The sequence below is a fragment of the Amphritea atlantica genome, assembly GCA_024397875.1.
In the GTDB taxonomy this organism is placed as follows: Bacteria; Pseudomonadota; Gammaproteobacteria; order Pseudomonadales; family Balneatricaceae; genus Amphritea; species Amphritea atlantica_B.
This window is the reverse complement of the sequence record CP073344.1, coordinates 3,573,189-3,599,361: the sequence shown is the minus strand read 5'-3', so window position 1 is coordinate 3,599,361 and position 26,173 is coordinate 3,573,189. Positions and strand designations below refer to the sequence as shown.

Here is a 26,173-nt window from a genome sequence, read left to right as displayed (position 1 = left end):
TTGATTCCTGTGTCAGGTTGTCTGCCGGTCATCAGGCTGACTTACTGTACTCATCAAGTTGCTGACAAATGGTTTGTTGTAATTGCATGCAGATATCCGGGTCGCTGATAGGCTGACCCTGATCGTCACTGATGAAGAAAAAGTCTTCTACCCGCTCACCGATACTGGCGATCTTTGCCTTGCGCACCGAGATGCCAAAATCAACAAAGATGCCGCCCAGTCGTGCCAGTAGTCCGGGTCGGTCGGGCGTAATGATCTCCAGGGTGGTCAGTTGGGTTACCGGATCGGTACTCATATTGACCTGTGTCGGGTAAGCGAACAGCTTCATCTGTCGGGGAATGCGCCGCTGAATAATGGCCGGGAAGTCATCCGGGTCATCAAGCTCTTCAACCAGATGGTTGCGGATCTGTTCCAGAAACGCTTCATCATCCGGCAGCGGCATGCTGTCCTCTGATAGCACAGTATAGGTGTTCAGGGCCTGATTATTGTCGGCCACCATGATCCGTGCGTCCTGGATGTTCAGGTTGAGCTGATCCAGTGCAGAGGCGGCTGCGGCAAACAGACTTGGCAGGTCGGGCATATAGATAAATATCTCGGTGGCCCCTTCGAATGCCCGGTAAGAGGTTTTGCGGATCATCACCAGCGGCTGATCGGAATCCCCGTGCTCGAGTATTGCCTGGGTTTGCCAGGCGATATGCTGTGGTTGTTCTCGCAGGAAGTAATCATCGCCAAGGAGATTCCAGAACTCCCTCACCTCCAGCTCGTTGAAACCTTTGCGTTGCATAATCGCCAGTGCTTCGTTCTGAATCTGCTCGACCCTGTCATCTTTATTTACCGGGTTTTCCAGTCCGCGGCGCAAGGCGCGTTTGGTTTCCGTATACAGCTGACGCATCAGGGTTGCCCGCCAGCTGTTCCAGAGGCTGTGGTTGGTCGCGTTAATGTCCGCGACCGTCAGAATATAGAGATAATCCAGATGGACGATATCCCTGACCTGCTTGGCAAAATGCAGGATTACATCCGGATCAGAGATGTCTTTGCGCTGTGCGGTCATTGACATCAGCAGGTGGTTGCGTACCAGCCACTGCACCAGGTGCGTGTCCCATTTGCCCAGGTGGTGGCGCAGGCAGAACGCTATCGCATCTTCGGCGCCCAGTTCTGAGTGATCGCCGCCGCGTCCCTTAGCGATATCGTGATACAGTCCGGCAATGTAGATCAGTTCCAGCTTGGGCAGCTGATTGATAATGCGGTAGGCGATCGGGAACTTTTCCCGCTGATTCTTATGCCGGAACTTGCGGACTTTCTGTATCACTTTCAGGGTGTGTGCATCGACGGTGTAGATATGGAACAGGTCGTGCTGCATCTGTCCGACAATATCGCCAAATTCGGGTAGGTAGAGGCCGAGAATGCCGAACCGGTTCATCCGTTTCAGTTCGGTTGAAACCCCGTTTTCCTGTTTGAGCAGCTCCATAAACAGGGATGTATTACGAATGTCGTTGCGGAATTCGTCGTCGATCCGGTGCCGGTTGTTTCTGATCAGGCGGATGGTGGAAGCCCGCACACCTTTGATTTCAGGGTTTTGCGCCAGCAGTACAAACATCTCCAGCATCGCAAACGGATGGTGTTCAAACACGGATTCGTAGGCGACCCGGATAAAACCGTTGTGCAGGTTGAAGCGGTTATTCAGCGGTTCGATAACCTGCTCCTCTTCGTGGCGCAGAATGACCTCGTCGAAATACTGCAACAGCATGCCATTGAACTCGGACATCGCCTTGGCGACCCGGTAGTACTTGCTCATGAACTGTTCAACGGCCAGCGCCCCGTTCTGATCGGTATAGCCGAACAGGTCGGCCAGGCTGCGTTGGTGATCGAACAATAGCCGGTCTTCCCGGCGCTGGCAGAGCATATGGAGGGCGTAGCGTACCGTCCAGAGGTAGAGCTCACCTTTGTTCAGTGTGTCCAGTTCGAGCTCGGTGAGAAAGCCGTGATCGACCAGGTCGCGGATATAGGTGGCACCGAAGTGGCGCTTTGCCACCCAGCCGATCGTCTGAAGATCCCGCAGTCCCCCAGGGGAGTTTTTCAGGTTTGGTTCGAGGTTGTACTCGGTGTCGTTGGTTTTGTCGTGGCGACTGTTCTGTTCATTGACCTTGGCGAGGAAAAACTCTTTATCGGTCCATGCGCCTTCCGAGGTTACCCGCAGGTACATCTGAATATGCAGATCGGCATTGCCTACCAATGGACGCGATTCGATCAGGTTAGTGGCGATGGTGATATCGTTTTGAGCTTCGTCATAGCACTCATCAAGGGTGCGGACGCTGGAGCCGATATCCAGATTGATATCCCACAGCAGGGTGAGAAAGCGGCTGATACTATCCTGGACTTCGCTGTCGCTGATGTTGTCCAGCAGAATCAGAATGTCCACATCGGACCGGGGGTGGAGTTCGCCCCGGCCATATCCACCGACAGCCATCAGGCAGATATGTTTTTTCTCAGGCCAGTCAAATAGGTTCCAGGCTTGTAACAGCAACTGATCGATCAGCCAGGCCCGGCCGTAGATCAGCTTACGAATATCTTCGCCATCCCGGAAGCGGGCATCCATGGTGTCCTGTGCTGCTTTCAGGGTGTTTTTAAATACGGGTATCGGTGATTTCGATTCCGCAAGCGCGGCGGTAAAGTCACTGACTGAAAAGAGCGTTTCATCAGCAGCAAAAGCAGTGTGCGACATGGATTGCCCCCGTCAGCGGTAGATTAGAATGTTTCATCCTTGCGTCTGGTCAGTGTTTCATAGCCATCGGCCGTTACCAGAATAGTATGTTCCCATTGAGCCGAGAGGCGTTTATCGACAGTTTCTACTGTCCAGCCATCGCGCTTCAGCAACTTAACGTGTCGCTTACCGGCATTGATCATCGGTTCGATGGTAAAGCACATGCCCTCCTGTAATTCGACACCGGTGCCTGGTTTACCGTAATGCACGACCTGAGGGTCTTCGTGAAAGCCGATACCGATGCCGTGGCCACAGTATTCGCGTACCACCGAATAATGATTGGCTTCAGCGTGTTGCTGGATAACGTGTCCTATGTCGCCGAGGCGGGCGCCGGGTTTTACCAGGGCCATCCCTTTATAGAGGCATTCCTGAGTGATTTCACACAAGCGTTGGGCATGGGGAGGGACGTTACCGACATAGAACATCTGGCTGGTATCGCCGTGGTAGTCATCTTTGATTACGGTGATATCGATATTGATAATGTCGCCGTTCTTAAGTGGCTTGTCATTCGGAATGCCATGACAGACAACATGGTTGACCGATGTGCAGATCGATTTAGGAAAGCCATGGTAGTTGAGCGGAGCTGGAATGGCGTTCTGTTCATTGACGATATAGTCATGACAGATGGTGTTGAGCTCTTCTGTGGTTACGCCGGGCTTGACGAAGGGGGCGATCATTTCCAGGACTTCTGCCGCCAGGCGTCCAGCGACGCGCATTTTTTCGATCTCTTCCGGCGTTTTGATAGTGATGCTCATATAAACCCTTAAATTTGTAAGCCTTTGGGGCGTAAGAAGATATTAGCCGATTGTAGCGAATTTAGCGGCTAAGAACAAAACACTGCGAATAAATAGATTGTAATTCATACTTCAAAACAAGGCGCGTTTATGGTATAAAATCGCGCTCGAAATTTGTGTTTCTGAATCCTTATAGGTTTTAAAAACACCGGTTTCATAAATCCACACATGTTACCGACACATCTCCTTGGGTGCCGCTTGCGGTTGGGAGGTGGGGTGCATGGACGTCTAACCCTATACTTAGGAAAATATAATGGCAAAAGTTACAATGCGTGACCTGCTGAAAGCAGGTGTTCACTTCGGTCACCAGACCCGTTACTGGAATCCGAAAATGGGTAAGTACATTTTCGGTGCTCGTAACAAGATTCATATCATCAATCTGGAACACACCCTGCCAGCACTGAACGGTGCGCTGGATGTTGTTAAAGGCATGGCTGTCAACAAGAACAAGATCCTGTTCGTTGGTACTAAGCGTGCTGCCAGCAAGACCATCAAAGAAGAAGCATCTCGTGCGAATATGCCGTACGTTAACCACCGCTGGTTGGGTGGTATGCTGACTAACTACAAGACTATTCGTCAGTCTATCCGTCGTTTCCGTGATCTGGAAGCGCAGAGCCAGGATGGTACTTTCGCACAGCTGACCAAGAAAGAAGCTCTGATGCGTCAGCGTGAGATGGAAAAGCTGGAACTGTCTATCGGTGGTATCAAGGATATGGGCGGTCTGCCTGACGCACTGTTTGTTGTTGATGTTGATCACGAGCGTATCGCTATCAACGAAGCAAACAAGCTGGGTATCCCTGTAATTGGTATCGTTGATACTAACAGCAACCCTGACGGTGTTGACTACGTTATCCCAGGTAACGATGACGCACTGCGTGCAATTCAGATCTACGTTAAAGCCGTAGCTGATGCCTGCACTGAAGGCGCTGATGTTAATGCTGGTGACAAGAGCGAATTCGTTGAAGTTGAAGACGACGCTGCTGCTGAGTAATCAGACTGTCAAGCGGTTTGGATAAAATATTCAGACACGCGGGAGGGGAGCTGAGTTGCTCCCCTTTTTTTGAATTTGAATCAATAGATTGTTAATGGGGTAAAACCAAATGGCAAACTTCTCCGCTAAGCAGGTAAAAGAACTGCGCGATCGTACCGGTCTGGGTATGATGGAGTGTAAGAAAGCGCTGGCTGCTGCTGAAGGCGATGTGGATAAGGCGATCGAAGAGCTGCGTAAAGCGTCTGGTATGAAAGCCGCTAAGAAAGCGGGTCGTACTGCTGCTGAAGGTATCGTTGTAGTTAAAGTCGCTGACGACAACAGCTGTGCTGTTGCAGTTGAAGTGAACTCTGAAACTGACTTTGCTGCTCGTGATGCTAACTTCACTACTTTTGCTAACACCGTGCTGGAAAAAGCATTTGCTGAAAAGCAGACTGATGTTGCAGCGCTGATGGCTGGTGAGCTGACTGACGTTCGTGATGCTCTGGTACAGAAGATCGGTGAGAATATCAGTGTTCGTCGTGTATTGATCGTTGAAGGCGAAACGGTTTCTGCGTATGTCCACGGTACGGGTACTCTGGCAGCCATTGTTGCTCTGAACGGCGGTGACGCTGAGCTGGCTAAAGATATCGCTATGCATGTAACTGCTGTTAACCCTCAGGTGGTTAGCAAAGATGACATGCCTGCTGATGTTGTTGCGAAAGAGAAAGAGATCATTCTGGCGCAGCCTGATATGGCTAGCAAGCCTGCAGAGATCGCAGAAAAAATGGTTGTTGGTCGTATCAACAAGTTCCTGGCTGAAAACAGCCTGGTTGAGCAGCCATTCGTTAAAAACCCAGATGTTAAAGTGGGTCAGCTGGTTAAAGATGCAGGCGCGTCTGTTGCATCATTTATCCGCATTGAAGTAGGTGAAGGTATCGAGGTCGAACACAAAGACTTCGCTGCTGAAGTTGCTGAGCAGTTGAAAGGTTAATAACTGATCCTGCGCAGATTGCGCGCCTGTTCTGGGTGCGCAATCTATTTCTTTCTTGTTACACTGGTGCGAACTCAGTCCGGGTGGAGACGATACCAATGCCTGCCTCAAATAAGCATTCCAAATATAAACGTATACTTCTCAAGTTAAGTGGCGAAGCCCTGATGGGTGAAGCAAATTTCGGCATCGATCCCAAGGTGTTGAACCGGATGGCGCTGGAAATTGGTCAACTGGTGGGTATAGGTGTTCAGGTCGGTATGGTTATTGGTGGTGGTAACCTGTTCCGTGGTGCTGCCCTTAGCGCAGCCGGCCTTGACCGGGTAACCGGTGATCATATGGGCATGCTGGCAACGGTTATGAATGCTTTGGCGATGCGTGATGCCCTGGAACGTTGTAATATTGCAACCCGGGTCATGTCTGCTATACCGATGCGCGGAGTGGTCGACGATTATGATCGCCGTAATGCGGTCCGTTACCTGAGCCAGGGTGACGTTGTGATTTTTTCAGCGGGTACCGGTAACCCGTTTTTTACTACTGACTCAGCCGCGTGTCTGCGGGGTATCGAGATCGATGCTGATGTAGTAATAAAAGCCACCAAAGTTGATGGTGTGTATACCGCAGATCCAATGAAAGACCCTTCTGCCAAGCGCTACCAGCATCTGACATTTGATGAGGCGCTGGATAAGCAGCTGGGCGTTATGGATCTGACTGCAATCTGTCTGGCCCGGGACCATGATATGCCGGTCCGGGTTTTCAATATGAACAAACCAGGTGCGCTTGCCAACCTGATTGTTGGTAGCGACGAAGGAACCGTCATTGATAATAATGAGGCGGTAGGAGATATATATGCTGAATGAGATCGCTCAGGATGCCCAGGAACGCATGGGTAAAAGTCTGGAAGCTCTGGCGACGAACCTGAGAAAGATTCGTACCGGCCGGGCTCATCCGAGTATTCTGGAAACCGTACATGTGAACTATTACGGTTCTGCTGTGCCGCTGAGTCAGGTGGCAAATATCAGTGTAGAGGATGGTCGTACCCTGTCGATATCGCCATGGGAGTCCAATCTTGTCCCTGATATTGAAAAGGCGATTATGAAGTCTGACCTGGGGCTGAACCCCTCGACAGCGGGTGCAGTGATTCGTGTGCCTATGCCTGCCCTGACCGAAGAAACCCGTAAAGGGTATATCCGTCAGGCACGTCAGGAAGCCGAAAACGGTCGTGTTTCTATCCGTAATGTTCGTCGGGATGCCAATGGTGATATCAAGGACCTGCTGAAAGAGAAGGAAATTACCGAGGACGACGCGCGTCGCGGTGAAGATCAGATTCAGAAGCTGACGGATAAGTTTATTGCTGAAGTTGATCAGTTGCTTCAGGATAAAGAAGCGGATCTGATGGAAATTTAATAGGGAATAGCCGGTAACGTGTTCACTCTGGGTGCCGGCGTCTGATATGTCTGAAAAATTACAGCTCAGCTTGCCTGCGGGAAAATCTGTACCGCGTCATATTGCGATTATTATGGATGGTAATAACCGGTGGGCGAAAAAAAATGGCAAGGGCAGTCTTGCGGGTCACCGGGCGGGTGTCGACAGTGTTCGCAGTGTGGTGCAGGGATGTGCAGAACTGGGCGTGGAAGTACTGACACTGTTTGCTTTCAGTAGCGAAAACTGGCAACGGCCGGCCCTTGAGGTTAAAGGGCTGATGGAGTTGTTTGCGCTGGCGCTGGACCGTGAGGTGAAAAAGCTACACAAACACAATATTCGTTTGCGTGTTATCGGTGATAAGAGTCGCTTTAGCAGTTCATTACAGAAAAAAATCGATAAGGCCGAGACGCTCACGGCTGCTAATACCGGGCTGATAGTCAATGTAGCGGCTAACTATGGTGGTCAGTGGGATATCGTTCAGGCGGCTAAACGCTTTGCTCAGGGATGCCTGGAAGGGCTATATACCCCGGATCAGCTGGATGAGGAACTGCTAGGGTCGATGGTGTGTCTGAGTGACCTGCCGTCGCCGGATCTGTGTATCCGTACCGCCGGTGAGCAGCGAATCAGTAACTTTCTGATCTGGCAGATGGCCTATAGCGAGTATTTTTTCAGTGACCTGTTGTGGCCTGATTTTGATAAATACGCGCTGGGCGCTGCGATTCAGAGCTATGCCACCCGTGAGCGCCGTTTTGGTAAAACCAGTGAACAGATAGAGGCTGATAATGCTTAAAGAGAGGGTCTGGACCGCTGTCCTGTTAGCTCCGTTGGTTTTGGCGGGGCTTTTCCTCTCCAGTTTTGAAGTGTTTAAACTGTTTGTCGCCGCAATCGTCCTGTTTGGTGCCTGGGAGTGGGCTAATCTGTCCACTCTGAGTGCTTCAGCAGTCCGTTTTGCATATACCTCCCTGATTGCCGCCCTGATTGCTGCACTTAACTACTACTCTCCGGACGCCGCGTTTGGAGGGTTTCTTCTGGTGGCCGTCGCATTCTGGGGGCTGGCTGCGTTCTGGGTTGTGCGTTATCCCTCGGTAGGGGGGTGGCAAAGAGGCTGGCAGCGGGCGCTGATCGGTATTCTGGTGCTGACCTCCAGCTGGATGGCGCTGGTAAGCCTGCATCACCTCCCTAAAGGAGGGGTGCTGTTACTGATGCTGTTGTTACTGGTCTGGGGGGCTGATATCGGTGCATATTTCGCGGGTAAAACCTGGGGACGTGCTAAGCTGGCTGCAAATGTCAGTCCGGGGAAAACCCGTGCCGGGTTGTGGGGAGGGCTTGCCTCCTGTGCGGTTATCTCACTCTGTTTTATTTTCTATCTTGAACTTGATCTGTTTAGTGGAGTCTATTTGTTGCTGATGGCGATGATTGCCGGGCTTGCTTCGGTGCTCGGTGACCTGTTTGAAAGTATGCTCAAGCGTCATCGTGGCATTAAAGATAGTAGTCGACTGCTTCCCGGTCATGGTGGAGTTCTCGATCGCATAGACAGCATTACAGCCGCCGCTCCGGTGTTTGTTGTGGGTGTGCAGCTGTTAGCGATTAGCTGACTCTGAGGAACGATGGAAATTATAAATACTGTATTAGCACTGATCGTTACCCTGGGGATTCTGGTAACGATCCATGAGTATGGTCACTTCTGGGTGGCCCGGCGCTGTGGTGTCAAAGTTTTACGTTTCTCTGTAGGTTTTGGTAAGCCGCTGGTGCGCTGGCGCGACCGGCTTGATACTGAATATGTTATCGCCATGATTCCTCTGGGTGGTTATGTTTCGATGCTTGATGAGCGGGAGGGCAGCGTCGAGCCTGGATTAATCAATCAGGCATTTAACCGTAAACCCGTATTGCAGCGGATTGCGATTGTTGCGGCCGGGCCTGTGGTGAATCTCCTGTTTGCTGTATTGGTTTACTGGGTGATGCTGGTGTCGGGTGTCGAAAAAGCGGTGCCGGTGATTGGCAGTATCTCAGCAGGCAGTATTGCGGAGCAATCCGGACTGCAACCGGGTTATGAAATACTCTCGGTAGCTGGACGGGAAACACCTTCCTGGGAAGATGTTAACCTGGCGATGGCAACCTATATCGGTGAGTCGGCAGTTGTTCCAGTGACAGTGCGACCGGCGTTCAGCGGTCAGCAAAGTGACTATCAGTTGAATCTGTCAGGCTGGCACTTTGATCCTGAAGCAGAAAGCCCTATGACGGCACTCGGTATTCAGCCGTTTCGGCCGGTTTATCCTGCGGTGATAGGGCAGGTTGTGGATGGCGGAGCGGCGGCTCAAGCGGGGCTGTTGGTCGGCGACCGGGTGATCGCGATAGATCAGCAGCCGGTGGCGGAGTGGGGTCAACTGGTAGAAACGATTCGCCAGAGTCCGGGACGGCCGCTTCAGCTAGAGGTACAGCGCAATAGTCAGCAGTTGTTTTTAACCGTGATCCCGGCAGAAAAAGCTGAAGAGGGCGGTGTGATCGGATATGTCGGGGCGGGCGTTGAACCGGTTGAATGGCCTCCGGAGATGTTACGTCATGTACGCTACGGTGTTTTTGAATCAATTGGCGGGGCGTTTGCAAAAACCTGGCAGATGATCAGCCTGATCCTTGATTCGATCTGGAAAATGTTCGAAGGCGTGTTGTCAGTAAAAAACTTGAGTGGGCCGATAACCATTGCTAAAGTGGCAGGCGCTTCAGCGGCTTCGGGTATTGAAGCGTTTGCCGGATTTCTGGCATATCTGAGTATCAGTCTCGGTATTCTCAATCTGTTACCGATTCCCATGCTGGATGGCGGCCATCTACTGTATTATGCAGTAGAGCTGCTGAGGGGACGGCCGGTATCTGAAAAGGTACAGATGGTTGGCTTAAGAATCGGAATGGCAGTTTTGTTTTCGCTTATGGGCGTCGCTATTTTTAATGATCTAATGCGACTTTAAATTTTCTATCTCAATATAAGAATCAGTTCATGAAGATCAGAATCGGACTTCTCTTTTCCCTGGCACTGTTTTCAGCGGTTGTTGGTGCACAATCATTTACGGTGGAAGATGTGCGCCTGGAAGGGCTGCAACGGGTGGAACCTGGCCTGGTGCTACGAAACCTTGATATCGACTCGGGTCAGAGTGTTGGCCAGGGCGACATCGCTGAGGCAACCCGCAGGGTGTTCCGCACCGGCTATTTTGATGACATCCGCATTGACCGTGATGGTAATGTGCTGATTGTCAGGGTTCAGGAACGTCCGGCTGTGAGCCTGATCCGCCTCGACGGCAATAAGGTGCTTGAAGATGAGGCTCTACTGGCGGGGCTGAAGCAAAGCGGCTTGCGTGAAGGTGATGTTTTTAAACGCGCCACGCTGGAAAAAATTCGTCAGGATCTGTTGCGTCTGTATGCAGGTCAGGGGCGCTATGGCGCTGCCATCGAAGCGGAGGTAGAGCCGTTGTCGGAAAACCGGGTTGCACTGAATATCGATATTAAGGAAGGTAAGGTTGCTACCATCCAGCATGTCAATATTGTCGGTAATACCGTGTTCGGTGATGAAGAGCTGAAAGAGGAGTTCTCTCTCAAACTTCCGGGTTTCTGGGACTTCTTCAGTGATTCTGACAAGTATGCCAGAGAGAAACTGGCGGGTGATCTGGAGCGACTGCGTTCCTATTATCTTGATCGCGGCTATATTAATTTTACGATTGATTCATCCCAGGTTTCACTCTCCCCCGATAAGAAGCATGTTTACATTACTATAAGCGTTACCGAGGGTGACAAGTTCACCGTTGGCAGTGTGGCTATTGCCGGGGATCTGGTGGTGGATGAGCAGGAGCTGTTGAGTGTCATTACTGTCGCACAAGGGGCTACTTTTTCACGCCGGGAGATGACTGGGTCACAGGATGCGCTGATTCGCAAGCTGGGGGATAAGGGTTACCTGTTTGCCAATGTCAGTCCGGTGCCTAAGATTAACGATGATAATACCGTTAACCTGCAATTCTTTATTGCTCCGGGTAAGCTGACCTATGTGCGGCGTGTCTCGGTAAAAGGCAATACTAAGACAGCCGATGTGGTAGCCAGACGCTCAATATCACAAATGGAAGGTGGTCTTGTTTCGTCCGCTGACATTGAACGCTCCAAGCAGCGTATTGCTCAGACCGGTTATTTTAAAGATGTGAATGTGGAAACCGCCCCGGTACCGGGTACCGATGATCAGGTGGACCTTGAATACAGTGTTATCGAAGACAATACGGGTAACTTCTCTGCCAGTGTCGGCTTTTCTCAGACCAGCGGTGCAATTCTTAACCTGAGTGTCGAGCAGGAAAATTTTCTGGGTTCCGGTAACAGTGTCGGCTTTGGTATCACGCAGAGTGATACCATTACTGAATACAAATTCAGCTATGTTGAGCCCTACTATACCGTAGATGGGGTTAGCCGAGGCTACAATATATTCTCTCGTGAAACTAACTATGATGAGGAAAACGTCAGTAACTACTCCACCGATACTCTGGGTGCGGGCGTTAACTTTGGTTATCCCATGGATGATTATCAGCGGCTTAATTTTGGTCTGAATTACGAAGGGATCAAGGTTAAGCCTTCTAATGATGCCTCAGACGAAGTATTAGATTATATAGCGGTTGAAGGCGATAGCTTTAATATTTTCAATGTTCAGCTGAGCTGGAGTGATAACCATCTGAATCGGAAGATTTTCCCAACCGAAGGGTATTCGCAGAGTGCTTCAGTTGAGATAGGAATTCCTGGCAGTGATCTGTCCTATCATAAGGAGCAGTACAAAGGGCGGATCTATTTCCCTCTGTCCGAAGATAAGGAGGGGTTGATTGGTTCTTTGAGAGGGCGGTTGGCGTTTGCCGGTAAATTAGGCGATAACGCTTACCCGTTCTTTAAGAACTATTACAGCGGTGGTCTGAGTTCGGTGCGTGGATTTGAGTCCAACTCGCTGGGTCCGCGTGACTCTGAAACTGATCCCTACGGTGGTGATGTTGCCATTGATATGAGTGCTGAAGTTATCTTTCCGGTGCCCTTTGTTAAAGACTCCAGCTCAATGCGGACTCTCCTGTTCGCCGATGCCGGTAACGTTTTTCTGACAGAGTGTCCTACTAATAACAGCTGTGACAGCGGTATTAAGTTTGATGAGTTGCGTTACTCTGTCGGCTTCGGTTTCAGCTGGCTGACGCCGATCGGACCGATCTCAATTGCGCTATCCAGGGCGCTAAACGCTGAAGATACCGATGATGAGCGATTCTTCGAATTTGCTCTTGGACGAACTTTCTAAGGAGAACACTATGTTTCGATCACTGATTATTATTGTGGGGCTGTTGTTCAGCTTCAATGCTATGGCCGAAAAAGTCGCTACGCTCAGTGTGCAGCAGGCTCTCCTGACCAGTAAAGCAGCTGGTGCGTTCCGTGAAAAGCTCAAGGCAGAGCTGAGTGGTGAGCAGAAACAGTTGGCCGACCTTGAAGCTCAGGCGAAAAAGATTCAGGAAGCGATTAAAAAAGGTCAGGGTACTCAGTCTAATGAGGTGCAGGACCAGCAACGAGTACAGTTCCAGAAAGCTTTTGGTGAATATCAGCGTCTGGGGCAGGAGTTGCAGCAGAAGCAGCGTCAGCGTGAAGATGAATTCCTGAAACAGATGCAGCCTAAGCTGGATGCTGTTATCCGCAGCCTGATCGACTCAGAAGGCTATGATATGGTGGTGAACAAGCAGGCGACCATCTATGTAAAGCCTGAGCTGGATATCACCGCCAGGGTTGTTGAACTGTTGGATAAGCAGTAACCGCCTGATGACCACCCCTACTTTTACCGTGTCAGAACTGGCAAGCCTGCTGGGGGCTGAAGCTGTTGTTTCCGATCGACCTATCGAAGGGATAGGCACGCTGCAGTCGGCTACTGAAACGCAGTTGTCATTTTTACATAATGCCCGTTACCAGCAACAGTTGTCCGCTTCCAGAGCCGGAGCGATCCTGGTCAGGGCAGAGCATCGTGATGCTGTTGCGTCTGTTGCGCTGGTTGTTGCAGATCCCTACATTGCTTATGCCAGGGCCACCGCGTTGTTTTGTGAGCAGCAGGATGCTGGTGTGAGTTCAATCAGTCCTGCCGCTGATATCAGTGCCTCGGCGCAGCTCGGGGAGAATGTAACCATCGGGGCGAATGCCGTGATCGGTGATGATGTCAGCATCGGCGCGGGTGTAACGATCGGCGCTAACAGTGTTATTGGTTGCGGATGTGTGGTCGGTGAAAATACCCGCATTGCGGCTAATGTGACGCTGTATAATCGTGTCCGGGTGGGAGCGTCATGCTTTATCCACAGTGGTGCAGTCATCGGTGCAGATGGCTTTGGTTTTGCTGACGATGGTGGCCGCTGGTTGAAAATCCATCAGCTTGGAAGTGTCAGAATTGGTGATCGGGTCGAGGTTGGCGCAGGAACGACCATCGACCGTGGGGCGCTGGATGATACGGTTATCGGCGATGGCGTCATACTGGATAACCAGATACAGATCGGCCATAACGTCAATATTGGTGATAATACGGCAATCGTCGCCTGTAGCGCTATCGCTGGTAGCACACGGATAGGAAAAAATTGTACTATCGCTGGCGGTGTCGGAATTGCCGGGCATCTGACGATCGCTGATGGTACTCATATCACGGCGATGACAATGGTCAGTAAATCTATATTGCAGCCGGGAGTTTTCTCGTCCGGAACGGTCATGGAACCGCATCAGCAATGGAAGCGTAATGCGGTGAGGTTTCGTCATCTGGATGAGATGTCTCGCCGAATTAAACATTTAGAAAAAACTGTAAAGCAGCAGAATACGGAAGGTCAGCCTTAATGATGGATGTAAAAGAGATCCGCAAATATTTACCACACCGTTACCCTTTCCTGTTGGTCGATCGGGTTGTGGAATTGATTCCGGGAGAGTCAATCGTTGCTTATAAGAACGTGACTGTTAATGAGCCGTTCTTTAATGGTCATTTTCCGGATTATCCGGTGATGCCGGGGGTATTAATTCAGGAGGCGATGGCGCAAGCGGCGGGTATTCTGGGTTTTAAAACCATGGATAAGACACCTCAGGATGGGTCAATCTATTATTTTGTAGGGTCTGATAAACTGCGCTTTAAGCGTCCGGTAGTGCCGGGAGATCGCCTGCAATTAGAAGCACAGATTGTTTCTGAAAAACGGGGTATCTGGAAATTTGATGTTCGTGCTACAGTTGACGGAGAGCTGGCAAGCTCAGCAACTATTCTTTGTGCAGACAGAAAGGTTTAAAATTGATCCACTCCAGCGCCATTATAGACCCGTCCGCCCGCCTGGCTGATGATGTTGAGGTGGGTCCCTGGACCATTATCGGCCCCGAGGTAGAGGTCGGTCCCGGGACAAAAATTCATTCTCACGTCGTTATCAAGGGGCCGACCAAAATCGGTTCAAATAACCATATTTATCAGTTCTCCAGTATTGGCGAAGATTGTCAGGATAAGAAGTATAACGGCGAACCCACCGAGCTGCAGATCGGAGACAGTAACGTTTTCCGTGAAGGTTGTACTGTTCACCGGGGCACGATTCAGGATAACAGTATCACCATAATCGGCAGTCATAATCTGTTTATGGCGAATGTTCACGTTGCTCATGATTGTATCGTTGGCGATAACAATATTCTGGCCAATAACTGTGCCCTGGCCGGACATGTTCAGCTGGGAGATTTTATTATTCTGGGTGGTTTTACGGCCGTTCATCAGTTTTGTCTGATCGGTTCCCACAGCATGTGTGGAGCCGGCAGTGTAGTGCTTAAGGATATTCCTGCCTTCGTTATGTCGAACGGTAACAGTGCTCAGCCTCATGGCATTAACGCCGAAGGCCTGAGGCGGCGTGGTTTCTCTGCGGCAGCTATCCAGAATGTCAAACGTGCCTATAAGATTATCTACCGTCAGGGGCTGAAACTTGATGAGGCGATCTCTCAGCTTGAGCCTCTTGTGAATGAAACACCGGAGCTCCAGTTGCTGTCTGACTCACTCAAGGCTTCCAGCCGGGGCATCATTCGTTAGGGTATGAGTACCCTGCGCATTGGTATCGTAGCGGGTGAGGCATCAGGAGATATTCTGGGTGCCGGACTGTTGGCGGAGCTTAAACAACGTTTTCCTGATATCGAGATAGAGGGTATCGGAGGTGAGCTGATGCAGGCGGAAGGCTGTCACAGCCTCTATCCGATGGAGCGTCTGTCGGTGATGGGGCTGGTCGAGGTGCTTGGCCGCTTACGCGAGCTGCTGGGGATCCGCAGATCGTTGGTGTCGCACTTTACTGAGCAGCGTCCTGATCTTTTTATCGGTATCGACGCTCCGGACTTTACCCTGAACCTTGAAGGTAAGCTGCGCCTTGCGGGTATCCCGACGGTACATTACGTCAGCCCCTCTGTCTGGGCATGGCGCAGTAAGCGGGTTTTCAAAATTCTCAAAACGACCGACCTGATGCTGACACTGTTTCCGTTTGAAGCTAAGTTTTATCAGCGCCATGCGATGCCGGTTGAGTTTGTCGGACACCCTTTGGCGAATATGATTCCTGTCGAGCCGGACCAGGCGGCTGCCAGGGCTGATCTTAACCTGCCTTATGATCAAAAGATCGTCGCGCTGATGCCCGGAAGTCGTGGCGGTGAGCTGAAGTATCTGGCTGAGCCTTTTCTTGACACGGCACGCTGGTTGCTGAAACGTAATACTGACCTTGTCTTTGTGATGCCGGCGGCCAATCAGGAGCGCTTCGATTATTTAAGGGCTCTTATAGACCTCCACTACAGTGATCTGCCAGTCAAGCTGGTGCTTAAGCGCTCCAGGGAGGTTCTGACTGCTGCGGATGCCGTGCTGATCGCTTCGGGGACTGCGACGCTGGAAGCATTGCTGCTGAAAAAACCGATGGTAGTGGCGTATCGGATGGCTCCTGTCACCTATATGATTCTTTCCCGCTTGGTTAGCAGTCAGTATATTTCGCTGCCTAACCTTCTGGCGGATGCCCCTCTGGTGCCGGAAATACTGCAGAATGATGTGCGTCCCGAGATACTCGGCCCCGCTATTGAGCAGGCGCTGATCGATAGTGATGAGCAGAGCGTATTGAAACAGCGTTTTTATCAGATCCACCTTCAGTTACGGCAGGATGCCAGTAGAAAGGCGGTCGATGCAATTGTCCGGTTGCTACAATCCCGCGGGAGGCTGAGTGGAAACACTGGGGTTTGATTTTTCTGCCGGACGACTGATCGCCGGTGTTGATGAGGTGGGGCGTGGTCCGTTAATCGGTAATGTTGTGGCCGCGGCGGTGATACTGAATCCGGCTAATCCGGTCGCCGGACTGACCGACTCTAAGAAACTCAGCGAAAAGAAGCGTGAGCAGCTGTTTCCCCTGATCCAGGAGAGGGCGCTCGCCTGGTCAATTGCCTGGGCATCTCCGCAGGAAATTGACGAACTGAATATTCTCCATGCTACCATGCTGGCGATGCAAAGGGCTGTCAGTCAGCTGAGTGTCGTACCTCAGTTTGCATTGATAGATGGTAATCGTTGTCCTCCTGGACTGCCCTGTCCGGCGGAAGCCATTGTTAAAGGCGACCTCAAGGAACCTGCGATCAGTGCTGCATCCATTCTGGCAAAGGTCTACCGGGACCGTGAGATGGCAGAACTGGACCTTCGTTACCCGGATTATGGCTTCGCCCGCCATAAAGGGTATCCGACCGCACTGCATATGGAACGGTTGCGCCTGCTGGGGCCATTGCCGGAACACCGGCGCAGCTTCAGACCCGTAGCGGAACTGCTGCTTTAATCACCTATTGAACTGAATACACGAGCTGAAATGACTGATCCGGCATTTGTACATCTTCGTTTGCATACAGAGTTTTCACTGGTTGATGGACTGGTGCGCATTAAAGAGCTGGTTAATGTTGCTAAAGACCAGCAGATCCCTGCTATCGCCATTACCGATCAGGTAAATCTGTTCGCCCTGATTAAGTTCTTTAAAGCGACAACCGGGGCGGGAATTAAGCCGATTTTCGGCGCAGATATCTGGATCGAAAATGATACTGATCCGGAAGCGACACCGCATCGCATGACGCTGCTCTCAATGAATGAGAAGGGTTATCGCAATCTGATGGAGCTGATTTCGCTGGCTTATGAGAAGGGGCAGAATATCCAGCCAGAAAGGGCGCTGCTGCAAAAGCGATGGATCGCAGAGCGCTCAGAGGGGCTGATTGCACTGTCCGGTGCAAAAGACGGTGAAATCGGTCGGGCGCTGGCGGACAACGATTCTGCCCGTGCGGTGCTGGAGCAGTGGCAAAAAATATTTCCTGAGCGTTTTTATCTTGAGATTCAGCGCACCGGGCGTCCGGGTGATGAAAGCTGCGTTCATGCGTCGGTTCAGTTAGCGCATGAAACCGGCTGCCCCCTGGTTGCCACCAATGAGGTGATGTTTCTTAAGCCGGAGGACTTTGAAGCCCATGAGGTGCGGGTTTGTATCAACCAGGGGCGTACCCTTGAAGACCCTCACCGGCCGAAAAATTATACCGAACAGCAGTATCTGCGTACGCCCGAAGAGATGATCGAATTATTCAGTGATATTCCTTCAGCAGTCGAAAATACCGTAGAGATTGCTAAACGGTGTAATGTTGAGCTCGATCTGGGAACCTACTACCTGCCGAAATATCCTATCCCGGAAGGGATGACCATGGATCAGTTTTTCGCCGATGTCTCCTGGAAGGGTTTGGAAGAGCGTCTGGCGATTCTGCTGGACAAGGATGACCCGGATTACGCAGAGAAGCGCAGGCCTTACGAAGAGCGGTTGCGATTCGAGCTGGATATCATTACCCAGATGGGTTTTCCCGGTTACTTCCTGATCGTAATGGACTTTATTCAGTGGGGTAAGGATAACGGTGTGCCGGTGGGGCCTGGTCGGGGCTCGGGTGCGGGTTCCCTGGTCGCCTATGCGCAGAAGATTACCGACCTTGATCCGCTGGAATATGATCTGCTGTTCGAACGCTTCCTGAACCCCGAGCGGGTATCGATGCCTGACTTCGATATCGACTTCTGTATGGATAACCGGGACCGGGTTATCGACTATGTGGCAGAGACCTACGGTCGGGATGCGGTTTCTCAGATCGTGACTTTCGGTACCATGGCCGCAAAAGCAGTGGTGCGCGATGTTGCCCGGGTGCAGGGTAAAGCGTTTGGTCTGGCGGACAGACTCTCTAAGCTGATCCCTTTTGAGGTGGGTATCACCCTCTCCCGGGCGATGGCAGAAGAGCCGCTGATGAAGGAGTTCGTCGATTCCAGCGAAGAGGCCCAGGAGATTATGGAGATGGCCCTCAAGCTGGAGGGGCTCACCCGTAACGTCGGTAAACATGCCGGTGGCGTGGTAATTGCACCGACCAAACTCACCGATTTTTCGGCAACTTACTGTGATGAGTTTGGTCACGGTCTGGTAACGCAGTTCGATAAGAGTGATGTCGAGGAAGCCGGACTGGTTAAGTTCGACTTCCTGGGGCTGCGGACCCTGACAATCGTTGACTGGGCGGTGAAAACGATCGACCGGATTCGGGCCCGCAACGGTGAGGAACCTCTGGATATCGCATTGATTGATCTGGAGGACCGGGCGACCTTTAATCTGCTGCAGTCGGCTGAAACCACAGCGGTATTCCAGCTTGAATCCAGTGGTATGAAAGACCTGGTTCGTCGTCTTAAACCCGACCGTTTTGAAGATATTGTCGCGCTGGTGGCATTGTTCCGCCCCGGACCGCTGCAGTCGGGCATGGTGGACGACTTCATTTTGCGTAAGCATGGTCAGGCAGAGCTCGCCTATCCCCATGCTGACTATCAGCTCGACAGTCTGCAGCCGGTTCTGGAACCCACCTACGGCATCATCCTGTATCAGGAACAGGTTATGCAGATCGCCCAGGTGATGGCGGGCTACACCCTTGGTGGAGCCGATATGCTGCGTCGGGCGATGGGTAAGAAAAAGCCCGAAGAGATGGCGAAGCAGCGTAGCTTATTTATGGAAGGCTCCGCCGCAAATGGTATCGATCCCGATCTGGCGGGTAACATCTTTGACCTGGTAGAAAAATTTGCCGGTTATGGTTTTAACAAATCGCACTCTGCCGCCTATGCGCTGGTGTCCTATCAGACCGCCTGGTTGAAAGCGCATTACCCGGCACCGTTTATGGCGGCGGTACTCTCCTCCGATATGCAGAACACCGATAAGGTGGTGATCTTTATCGAAGAGTGTCGCACCATGAAACTGCCGCTGGTGCTGCCGGATGTTAACTGGGGCGAGTACATGTTCACCGTGAATGATAAGGGTGAGATTGTATACGGTCTGGGGGCGATCAAAGGCGTGGGCGAAGGCCCGATTGAGGCGATTGTCGAAGCCCGGAATGAAGGCGGTCATTTCAAGGATATATTTGATTTCTGTAAGCGAGTGGGCAGTAAAAAACTCAATAAACGGGTGCTCGAGGCGCTGGTGCGTTCCGGCGCGCTGGATCATGTGGGGCCGGATCGCGCCCAGTTGTGGGCGTCCATCAGCGAAGCACTGAAGGCGGCAGACCAGTCTGAGCGAAATCAGAGCGCCGGAATGTTCGATCTGTTTGGCGATGTCGAAGCTGAGCAGCCCCGCGATCCCTATGCGGAGTATATAAAACTGCGCAAATGGACCGATAAAGAGCGATTACAGGGCGAGAAAGATACTCTGGGTCTGTATGTTACAGGGCATCCGATAGATGAGTATGAAGCTGAGTTGCCTAACTTTATCAGCCGCAGGCTGGTTGAGCTGATGCCTCAGCGAGGCCAGCAGCAGAAAATGCTTGGGCTGGTGGTGGATGTGCGGGTTAAGAAAACCAAGAAAGGGGATTCGCTCTGTTTCGTCACCCTCGATGACCGGACCTCAAGAATTGAGGTTTCACTCTTTGGTGAAGCATATGATGAATATCGCACCATGCTGAATAAGGATTCGATATTGCTGATCGAAGGTGAGATCTCTATCGATAGTTATTCCGGCACCGATAAACTGAAAGTGCGGGGCAATAAAGTGGTCGATATTACCCAGTGTCGCGCCCGGTATGGTCGTCATATAGAGATCGACTGCGGCAGCGGCCAGCTAAAAGAGCGGCCTCTGAAGTCGTTTGGTGAGCTGCTTCAGGTGCATAAAGGTGATGTTAATATGCCGGTGGCCCTGCGTTACCGCAGTGATAATGCCTCCGCCACGCTCTGTCTCGGAGAGGGATGGCAGGTGAAACCGACCGATGAGCTGTTGCTCAAGCTGAAAGATCAGTTTGGCGGAGATGCGGTCAGAATTCGCTATTGATCAGGGTGGTTCTTAATCCTCACACAGGGTAGAATTAGCCCAATTTTTTATCGTCGGCTGATCTCTGTTGCTACTGTGTCCCGGCCGGAACGAAGCAAACTTACGGAATATCAATACATGAATCCCAATTATCTGGATTTTGAACAGCCAATTGCAGACCTGGAAGCCAAAATTGAAGAGCTGCGTCTGGTTGGTGATGACAATGAGCTGAACATTGAGGAAGAGATCTCAAAGCTGCAGGCTAAGAGCCGTACACTGACCAAATCACTGTTCAGTGATCTGAGTGAGTGGCAGATCTCCCAGATCGCCCGTCATCCACAGCGTCCCTATACCCTGGATTATGTAAAACTGATTTTTGACGAGTTTGAAGAGATTCATGGTGACCGCCATTTCGCCGATGACCGTGCGCTGGTGGGGGGGATTGCCCGTCTCGAAGGCCGTCCGGTGATGGTTATTGGTCATCAGAAAGGCCGAGAAGTTAAAGAAAAAGTTCGCCGCAACTTTGGTATGCCGCGTCCCGAGGGTTATCGTAAAGCGTTGCGTCTGATGGAGATGGCCGAGCGTTTTAAGATGCCGATCCTCACCTTTATCGATACGCCGGGAGCTTATCCGGGGATTGATGCAGAGGAACGCGGGCAGTCTGAAGCGATTGCCTTTAACCTGGCTGCGATGTCCCGCCTGAAAACTCCGATCATTGCCACGGTGGTGGGTGAGGGCGGCTCCGGGGGCGCCCTGGCGATCGGTGTCTGTGATGAGCTGATGATGCTGCAATACTCAACCTATTCGGTGATCTCTCCGGAAGGTTGTGCCTCTATTCTGTGGAAGAGTGCAGATCGTGCGCCGGATGCAGCCCGGGCAATGGGACTGACCTCTGATCGTTTGCATGCGCTTGGGCTGGTGGATCAGATTGTAGATGAACCGCTGGGAGGTGCTCACCGGGATCACGCTCTGATGGCTGCAAACCTGAAGAAACACCTGTTAGAGACGCTGGGACGACTCTCCGAGATTGAACAGGAAGGGTTGCTGGAGCGACGCTACCAGCGCCTTATGTCCTACGGCATTAGCCAGTAACACAGCAACCGTCGGATATACCGGCGGTTTTTTTTGCCTGTCACTTGAGTGATAAGGCGGCTATAGATAATCCTTATGAAAGATCTTCAGTCTTACTTCAATCAGAAGCTTAAAAGCCGGGCCGACAGGGTAACCCGCTGGGTGATTGGTCTGAGTGGCGGGTTGGATTCGGTAGTACTGCTTCACCTGGCAGCCAGGTCCCTGCCTGCCGGGCAGTTGCTGGTAGTTAATATTGATCATCAGTTACAGCCTCAGTCGGCACACTGGAGTGACTTTTGTGGTCGCCTGGCCGGTTCTCTTAACCTTCCCTTTGTTAGTCATAAAGTTGTTGTCGCTGCCGGCGCCAGCCTGGAGCAGGCCGCCCGTCAAGCTCGCTACCAGGTATTTGAAGAGTTGCTACAGCCCGGTGATTGTTTGCTGCTGGCCCATCATCTGGATGATCAGGCCGAGACTATGCTATTTCGTTTGCTGCGGGGGACTGGTGTTCGTGGGCTTGCAGGGATGCCTGACAGCCGGATGCTGGGGCAGGCTGAGTTATACCGGCCGTTGCTGAGCATTACCCGGCAGGGATTGCAGGACTGGGCCCGGGCAGAACAGCTGCAGTGGATTGACGATCCCAGTAATGCCGATCTGAGTTATGACCGCAACTATCTCCGACATAAGGTGCTGCCCCTGCTGCAGGCACGCTGGCCTGGGTTTTCCCGCCGCTGGTCCGACACCGCCGGGTATCTACGGGAGGCTGAGCAGCTCCATACAGATCTTGCTGAAATTGATTTACAGCAGGTCAGGACCGGCGCCGGACTGGATTGTAGCGCCCTGATGGCACTGAGTGCGCCGCGCCGCGCCAATCTGCTGCGTTACTGGTGTCTTAAGGCCGGACAGTCCATCGGTGAGCGGCATATTCAGAGCGTAGTAAAACTGATCGCTGCTGCGGATGACCGGCAGCCGGTTGTTCAGCTTGGGGATCTTCAGCTGCGTCGCTATCGGGGGACGCTGGTATTGCAGCCGCAGCAGACGACGATAGAGTGGGGCAACCGGCCGCTCACTGAACCGGGGGAACAGACTGCTCAGGGACGTTTAGAGGTGGTTGGTGGTGCAGACCATGCCGGATTAAAGTCCCTCACCGGAGTGACACTGCGGAATCGTTATGACGGGGATCGCTGTAAGCCGGTTGGGCGGGGCGGATCATGCAGTCTGAAGAAGTTATTTCAGGAACATAACATCCCTGCCTGGCAGAGAAGTTCATGGCCGGTGTGTGTGGTCGGTGATGAGATTGTGGCGTTGCCGGGGATCTGCATCTGCGAAGGCTGGCAAAGTGATAAAAAAGGCAGCGGTTTTACGCTGAAATGGCTGCCAACTGCATTGTCTGCGCGGGGCGATTCTGATACCCTGTAGCCCCATCTCTAGTAGCTGTTTTCGGAACAGCTCGACTCACTTTTCACGACCAGATACAGGTTCCTCATGACGCGATATATTTTCGTCACAGGCGGTGTTGTTTCCTCATTGGGGAAAGGCATCGCATCCGCATCACTTGCAGCAATCCTTGAAGCCCGGGGGCTGAAAGTAACCATGCTGAAACTGGATCCGTACATAAACGTTGATCCGGGGACAATGAGTCCAATCCAGCACGGTGAGGTATTTGTTACCGAAGATGGCGCTGAAACCGACCTGGATTTGGGTCATTACGAGCGCTTCATCCGTACCACAATGTCCAAGCGTAACAACTTTACCGCCGGTCGTGTATACCAGCATGTATTGCGTAAAGAGCGTCGTGGCGATTATCTGGGCGGAACGGTTCAGGTTATTCCGCATATTACCGATGAAATCAAACGCCGGGTACTTGAAGGTGCCGGTGATGCTGATATTGCATTGGTAGAGATCGGTGGAACCGTAGGTGATATTGAGTCGCTGCCATTTATGGAAGCGGTTCGTCAGCTGAAAGTTGAACTGGGTGCCCGCCGGGCGATGTTTATGCACCTGACACTGGTACCTTATATCGCCACTGCCGGTGAGATTAAGACCAAGCCTTCCCAGCATTCGGTAAAAGAGCTGCGTTCAATCGGTATTCAGCCAGACATTCTGGTGTGCCGTTCTGACTTTGCCCTGCCAGTATCCTCCCGCCGTAAACTTTCCCTGTTTACTAACGTTGAGGAGCGTGCGGTGATCTCTTTGCCGGATGCCGACTGTATCTACAAGATTCCGAGAATGCTCAGCGAGCAGAAACTGGATCAGATTGTAATCGAACAGTTCAACCTGGAATGTCCTCCTGCCGATCTGACCGAGTGGGACCGGGTTTCCGACGCCAAGCTGAATCCTCATCGTGAAGTGACTATTGCGATGGTTGGCAAGTATATGGAACTGCTGGATGCCTATAAGTCGCTGATTGAGGCGATCTCCCATGCCGGCATCGGGTTGCGTACTAAAGTCAATATCAAGTACATCGACTCCGAGCAGATCGAGCGTGATGGTATTGATCTGCTGAAAGATGTATCGGCAGTCCTGGTGCCCGGCGGCTTTGGTGAGCGCGGTGTTGAGGGTAAAATTGCCGCAGTAAAGTATGCCCGGGAAAACAAAGTACCCTATCTGGGTATCTGTCTGGGTATGCAGCTGGCGGTTATCGAGTATGCCCGCCACGTTGCCGGCATTGCCGATGCCAGTAGTACAGAGTTCGATGCCAATGCGGCTTCACCGCTGGTTGGCCTGATTACCGAGTGGATGACTGAAGAGGGCGCCAGAGAGATTCGGGGTTATACGGATGATCTGGGTGGCACCATGCGTCTTGGAGCGCAGGTCTGTAACCTGAAAGAGGGCACTAAAGCTCATCAGGCCTACGGGTCAACTGAGATTAAAGAACGCCACCGCCATCGCTATGAAGTGAATAACAATTATGTCTCTCAGCTGGAAGAAGCGGGCCTGATCATTTCGGGCCGTTCTGTTGATGGCGAACTTGTTGAAGTCGTGGAAGCGCCGGATCACCCGTGGTTTGTGGCCTGCCAGTTCCACCCCGAATTTACTTCAACTCCCCGCGATGGTCACGGTTTGTTCAGTGGCTTCATTGAGGCGGCTCTGACCTACCAGGGCCTTGAGAAATAAAGAATACCTATAATTTTTGGAGTTTTACCCATGGCACAGATTGCTGACATTAAAGCCCGTGAAGTTCTCGATTCCCGTGGTAACCCCACCGTTGAAGCCGATGTTATTCTGGCATCCGGTGTAATCGGTTCTGCCTGTGCACCATCCGGTGCGTCTACCGGTTCCCGTGAAGCCCTTGAGCTTCGGGATGGTGATAAAAGTCGTTATCTGGGAAAGGGCGTACTGAAGGCCGTTGCCGCCGTTAACGGTGTGATTCGTGATGCTCTGATTGGCATGGATGTGACCGATCAGCGCGCTCTGGATAACAGAATGCTGGAACTGGACGGAACCGAGAATAAAGAAAATCTGGGTGCTAACGCTATTCTGGCGGTGTCTCTGGCTGCAGCTAAAGCGGCGGCTATGGTTAAAGGGATCCCGTTATACGCACATATTGCTGACATCAATGGTACTGCCGGGCAGTATTCTCTGCCTGTGCCGATGATGAATATCCTTAATGGCGGCGAGCATGCAGACAACAACGTTGATATCCAGGAATTCATGGTTCAGCCGGTGAACTTCACCCGCTTCTCCGACGGCCTGCGCTGTGGTGCCGAGATATTCCACTCCCTGAAAGCGGTTTTGAAAGCCCGTGGCCTGAGTACAGCGGTGGGTGATGAGGGTGGTTTTGCACCTAACCTGGCGTCTAACGAAGAGGCACTGGTGGTGATCAAAGAGGCGATCTCTAATGCCGGATATGAGCTGGGTAAAGATGTCACTCTGGCGCTGGACTGTGCTGCGTCTGAATTTTATAAAAACGGTCAGTATGATCTGTCCGGTGAAGGTAAAGTGTTCGATGCCGAGGGCTTCAGTGATTATCTGGCTGAGCTGACCGAAAACTACCCGATCGTCTCTATTGAAGATGGTCTGGATGAATCCGACTGGGATGGCTGGGCGTATCTGACGAAGAAGATCGGTGATAAGGTTCAACTGGTAGGTGACGACCTGTTTGTAACCAATACCAAGATCCTCAGCCGTGGTATCGAGCAGAGCATTGGTAACTCCATCCTGATCAAATTTAACCAGATCGGTTCGCTTTCTGAGACGCTGGATGCGATCAAAATGGCGAAAGATGCTGGCTTCACGGTGGTTATTTCGCACCGTTCAGGCGAGACAGAAGATACCACCATCGCCGATCTGGCCGTGGGTACTGCTGCGGGTCAGATAAAGACCGGTTCACTGTGTCGTTCGGATCGTGTTGCCAAGTACAACCGTCTGCTGCGCATTGAAGAAGAGCTGGGCGCAGGCGCTGTGTATAACGGTCTGGCAGAAATTAAGGGTCAGGGTTAATTTTTAACTGATCTGTGAAATACTAAGGGGGCTTAACGCCCCCTTTTTTGACTATATAAAGAGTAAGAGTGCTGTCGGATTGTGTTTCGTCTGAGTTTATTTCGTTCGATTATGTTGTTGCTGCTGATCTGTCTGATCGGGCTGCAGTACCGGCTGTGGTTTGGCGAAGCAAATCTGGTTGAAGTGCAGGCATTACAGCAGGAGATTGAGCGGCAACGGGCCGAAAATGACCTTCTGGTGAATCGAAACCATCAGTTAGATGCTGAGGTCAAAGACCTTAAGCAGGGACTGGAAGCACTGGAAGAGCGGGCCCGAAATCAGCTGGGAATGGTGAAAGAGGGTGAATCTTTCTTTCAGCTTGTACCGGCGTTGCCAGGTAAACCACCGGCCGATACCGGTCAGTAACGG

22 protein-coding genes are annotated in these 26,173 nt (G+C 51.8%); 20 read left to right on the top strand and 2 right to left on the bottom strand.

Annotated elements, in window-relative coordinates:
• Positions 1 to 31: 31 nt before the first annotated feature.
• Together KDX31_16640 and map are read right to left on the bottom strand one after the other, a co-directional pair.
• Entirely contained in the window at positions 32 to 2,722 is a 2,691-nt protein-coding gene (locus KDX31_16640; GenBank protein ID UTW02939.1) for a [protein-PII] uridylyltransferase, read from the bottom strand.
• A gap of 23 nt (positions 2,723 to 2,745) precedes the next feature.
• Positions 2,746 to 3,516, bottom strand: a complete 771-nt coding sequence (gene map / locus KDX31_16635) for a type I methionyl aminopeptidase (GenBank protein UTW02938.1) — start codon at positions 3,514 to 3,516, stop codon at positions 2,746 to 2,748.
• A 292-nt stretch (positions 3,517 to 3,808) separates the two neighbouring features.
• Here map and rpsB point away from each other — a divergent pair, with 292 nt between their 5' ends.
• The 20 genes from rpsB to ftsB all read left to right on the top strand — a co-directional run bounded on the left by rpsB (position 3,809) and on the right by ftsB (position 26,170).
• Entirely contained in the window at positions 3,809 to 4,546 is a 738-nt protein-coding gene (rpsB, locus tag KDX31_16630) for a 30S ribosomal protein S2 (GenBank protein UTW02937.1), read from the top strand.
• 109 nt (positions 4,547 to 4,655) lie between these two features.
• Complete coding sequence (locus tag KDX31_16625; GenBank protein ID UTW02936.1) at positions 4,656 to 5,516, top strand: elongation factor Ts; 861 nt, start codon at positions 4,656 to 4,658, stop codon at positions 5,514 to 5,516.
• A gap of 98 nt (positions 5,517 to 5,614) precedes the next feature.
• Complete coding sequence (pyrH, locus tag KDX31_16620) at positions 5,615 to 6,373, top strand: UMP kinase (GenBank protein UTW02935.1); 759 nt, start codon at positions 5,615 to 5,617, stop codon at positions 6,371 to 6,373.
• Complete coding sequence (frr, locus tag KDX31_16615) at positions 6,363 to 6,920, top strand: ribosome recycling factor (protein ID UTW02934.1); 558 nt, start codon at positions 6,363 to 6,365, stop codon at positions 6,918 to 6,920. The genes pyrH and frr overlap by 11 nt, the downstream gene beginning before the upstream one ends.
• Positions 6,921 to 6,966: 46 nt before the next feature.
• A complete protein-coding gene (gene uppS / locus KDX31_16610) occupies positions 6,967 to 7,728 on the top strand; it encodes a di-trans,poly-cis-decaprenylcistransferase (GenBank protein UTW02933.1) in 762 nt (253 codons plus the stop codon).
• The gene (locus KDX31_16605) at positions 7,721 to 8,533 is read left to right on the top strand and encodes a phosphatidate cytidylyltransferase (GenBank protein ID UTW02932.1); all 813 of its coding nucleotides are present in this window, start codon (positions 7,721 to 7,723) and stop codon (positions 8,531 to 8,533) included. The genes uppS and KDX31_16605 overlap by 8 nt, the downstream gene beginning before the upstream one ends.
• Positions 8,534 to 8,545: 12 nt before the next feature.
• Positions 8,546 to 9,898: a sigma E protease regulator RseP gene (rseP, locus tag KDX31_16600; protein ID UTW02931.1), complete on the top strand. Its 1,353-nt coding sequence runs from the start codon at positions 8,546 to 8,548 to the stop codon at positions 9,896 to 9,898.
• Positions 9,899 to 9,927: 29 nt separating this feature from the next.
• Complete coding sequence (gene bamA / locus KDX31_16595) at positions 9,928 to 12,231, top strand: outer membrane protein assembly factor BamA (protein ID UTW02930.1); 2,304 nt, start codon at positions 9,928 to 9,930, stop codon at positions 12,229 to 12,231.
• A 10-nt stretch (positions 12,232 to 12,241) separates the two neighbouring features.
• Positions 12,242 to 12,733 (top strand): OmpH family outer membrane protein, encoded by a 492-nt coding sequence (locus tag KDX31_16590; protein UTW02929.1) that lies wholly within the window; start codon positions 12,242 to 12,244, stop codon positions 12,731 to 12,733.
• Between the two features lie 7 nt (positions 12,734 to 12,740).
• Positions 12,741 to 13,787 carry a UDP-3-O-(3-hydroxymyristoyl)glucosamine N-acyltransferase gene (gene lpxD, locus KDX31_16585; GenBank protein ID UTW02928.1) on the top strand — a complete coding sequence of 349 codons (1,047 nt, stop codon included), beginning with the start codon at positions 12,741 to 12,743 and terminating at the stop codon, positions 13,785 to 13,787.
• Entirely contained in the window at positions 13,787 to 14,224 is a 438-nt protein-coding gene (gene fabZ / locus KDX31_16580; protein UTW02927.1) for a 3-hydroxyacyl-ACP dehydratase FabZ, read from the top strand. The genes lpxD and fabZ overlap by 1 nt, the downstream gene beginning before the upstream one ends.
• Before the next feature lie 2 nt (positions 14,225 to 14,226).
• Positions 14,227 to 14,997: an acyl-ACP--UDP-N-acetylglucosamine O-acyltransferase gene (lpxA, locus tag KDX31_16575; protein UTW02926.1), complete on the top strand. Its 771-nt coding sequence runs from the start codon at positions 14,227 to 14,229 to the stop codon at positions 14,995 to 14,997.
• Between the two features lie 3 nt (positions 14,998 to 15,000).
• Positions 15,001 to 16,173 carry a lipid-A-disaccharide synthase gene (gene lpxB, locus KDX31_16570; GenBank protein ID UTW02925.1) on the top strand — a complete coding sequence of 391 codons (1,173 nt, stop codon included), beginning with the start codon at positions 15,001 to 15,003 and terminating at the stop codon, positions 16,171 to 16,173.
• Entirely contained in the window at positions 16,154 to 16,750 is a 597-nt protein-coding gene (rnhB, locus tag KDX31_16565) for a ribonuclease HII (protein ID UTW02924.1), read from the top strand. The genes lpxB and rnhB overlap by 20 nt, the downstream gene beginning before the upstream one ends.
• Before the next feature lie 30 nt (positions 16,751 to 16,780).
• On the top strand, positions 16,781 to 20,275 hold the full coding sequence (dnaE, locus tag KDX31_16560; protein UTW02923.1) for a DNA polymerase III subunit alpha: 3,495 nt from the start codon (positions 16,781 to 16,783) through the stop codon (positions 20,273 to 20,275).
• Positions 20,276 to 20,392: 117 nt separating this feature from the next.
• Complete coding sequence (gene accA, locus KDX31_16555) at positions 20,393 to 21,346, top strand: acetyl-CoA carboxylase carboxyl transferase subunit alpha (GenBank protein UTW02922.1); 954 nt, start codon at positions 20,393 to 20,395, stop codon at positions 21,344 to 21,346.
• A gap of 75 nt (positions 21,347 to 21,421) precedes the next feature.
• A complete protein-coding gene (tilS, locus tag KDX31_16550; GenBank protein UTW02921.1) occupies positions 21,422 to 22,741 on the top strand; it encodes a tRNA lysidine(34) synthetase TilS in 1,320 nt (439 codons plus the stop codon).
• A 66-nt stretch (positions 22,742 to 22,807) separates the two neighbouring features.
• A complete protein-coding gene (locus tag KDX31_16545; GenBank protein ID UTW02920.1) occupies positions 22,808 to 24,439 on the top strand; it encodes a CTP synthase in 1,632 nt (543 codons plus the stop codon).
• Positions 24,440 to 24,469: 30 nt separating this feature from the next.
• Positions 24,470 to 25,765 (top strand): phosphopyruvate hydratase, encoded by a 1,296-nt coding sequence (gene eno / locus KDX31_16540; protein ID UTW02919.1) that lies wholly within the window; start codon positions 24,470 to 24,472, stop codon positions 25,763 to 25,765.
• A gap of 111 nt (positions 25,766 to 25,876) precedes the next feature.
• On the top strand, positions 25,877 to 26,170 hold the full coding sequence (gene ftsB / locus KDX31_16535; protein UTW05432.1) for a cell division protein FtsB: 294 nt from the start codon (positions 25,877 to 25,879) through the stop codon (positions 26,168 to 26,170).
• The last annotated feature ends 3 nt before the right edge of the window (positions 26,171 to 26,173 follow it).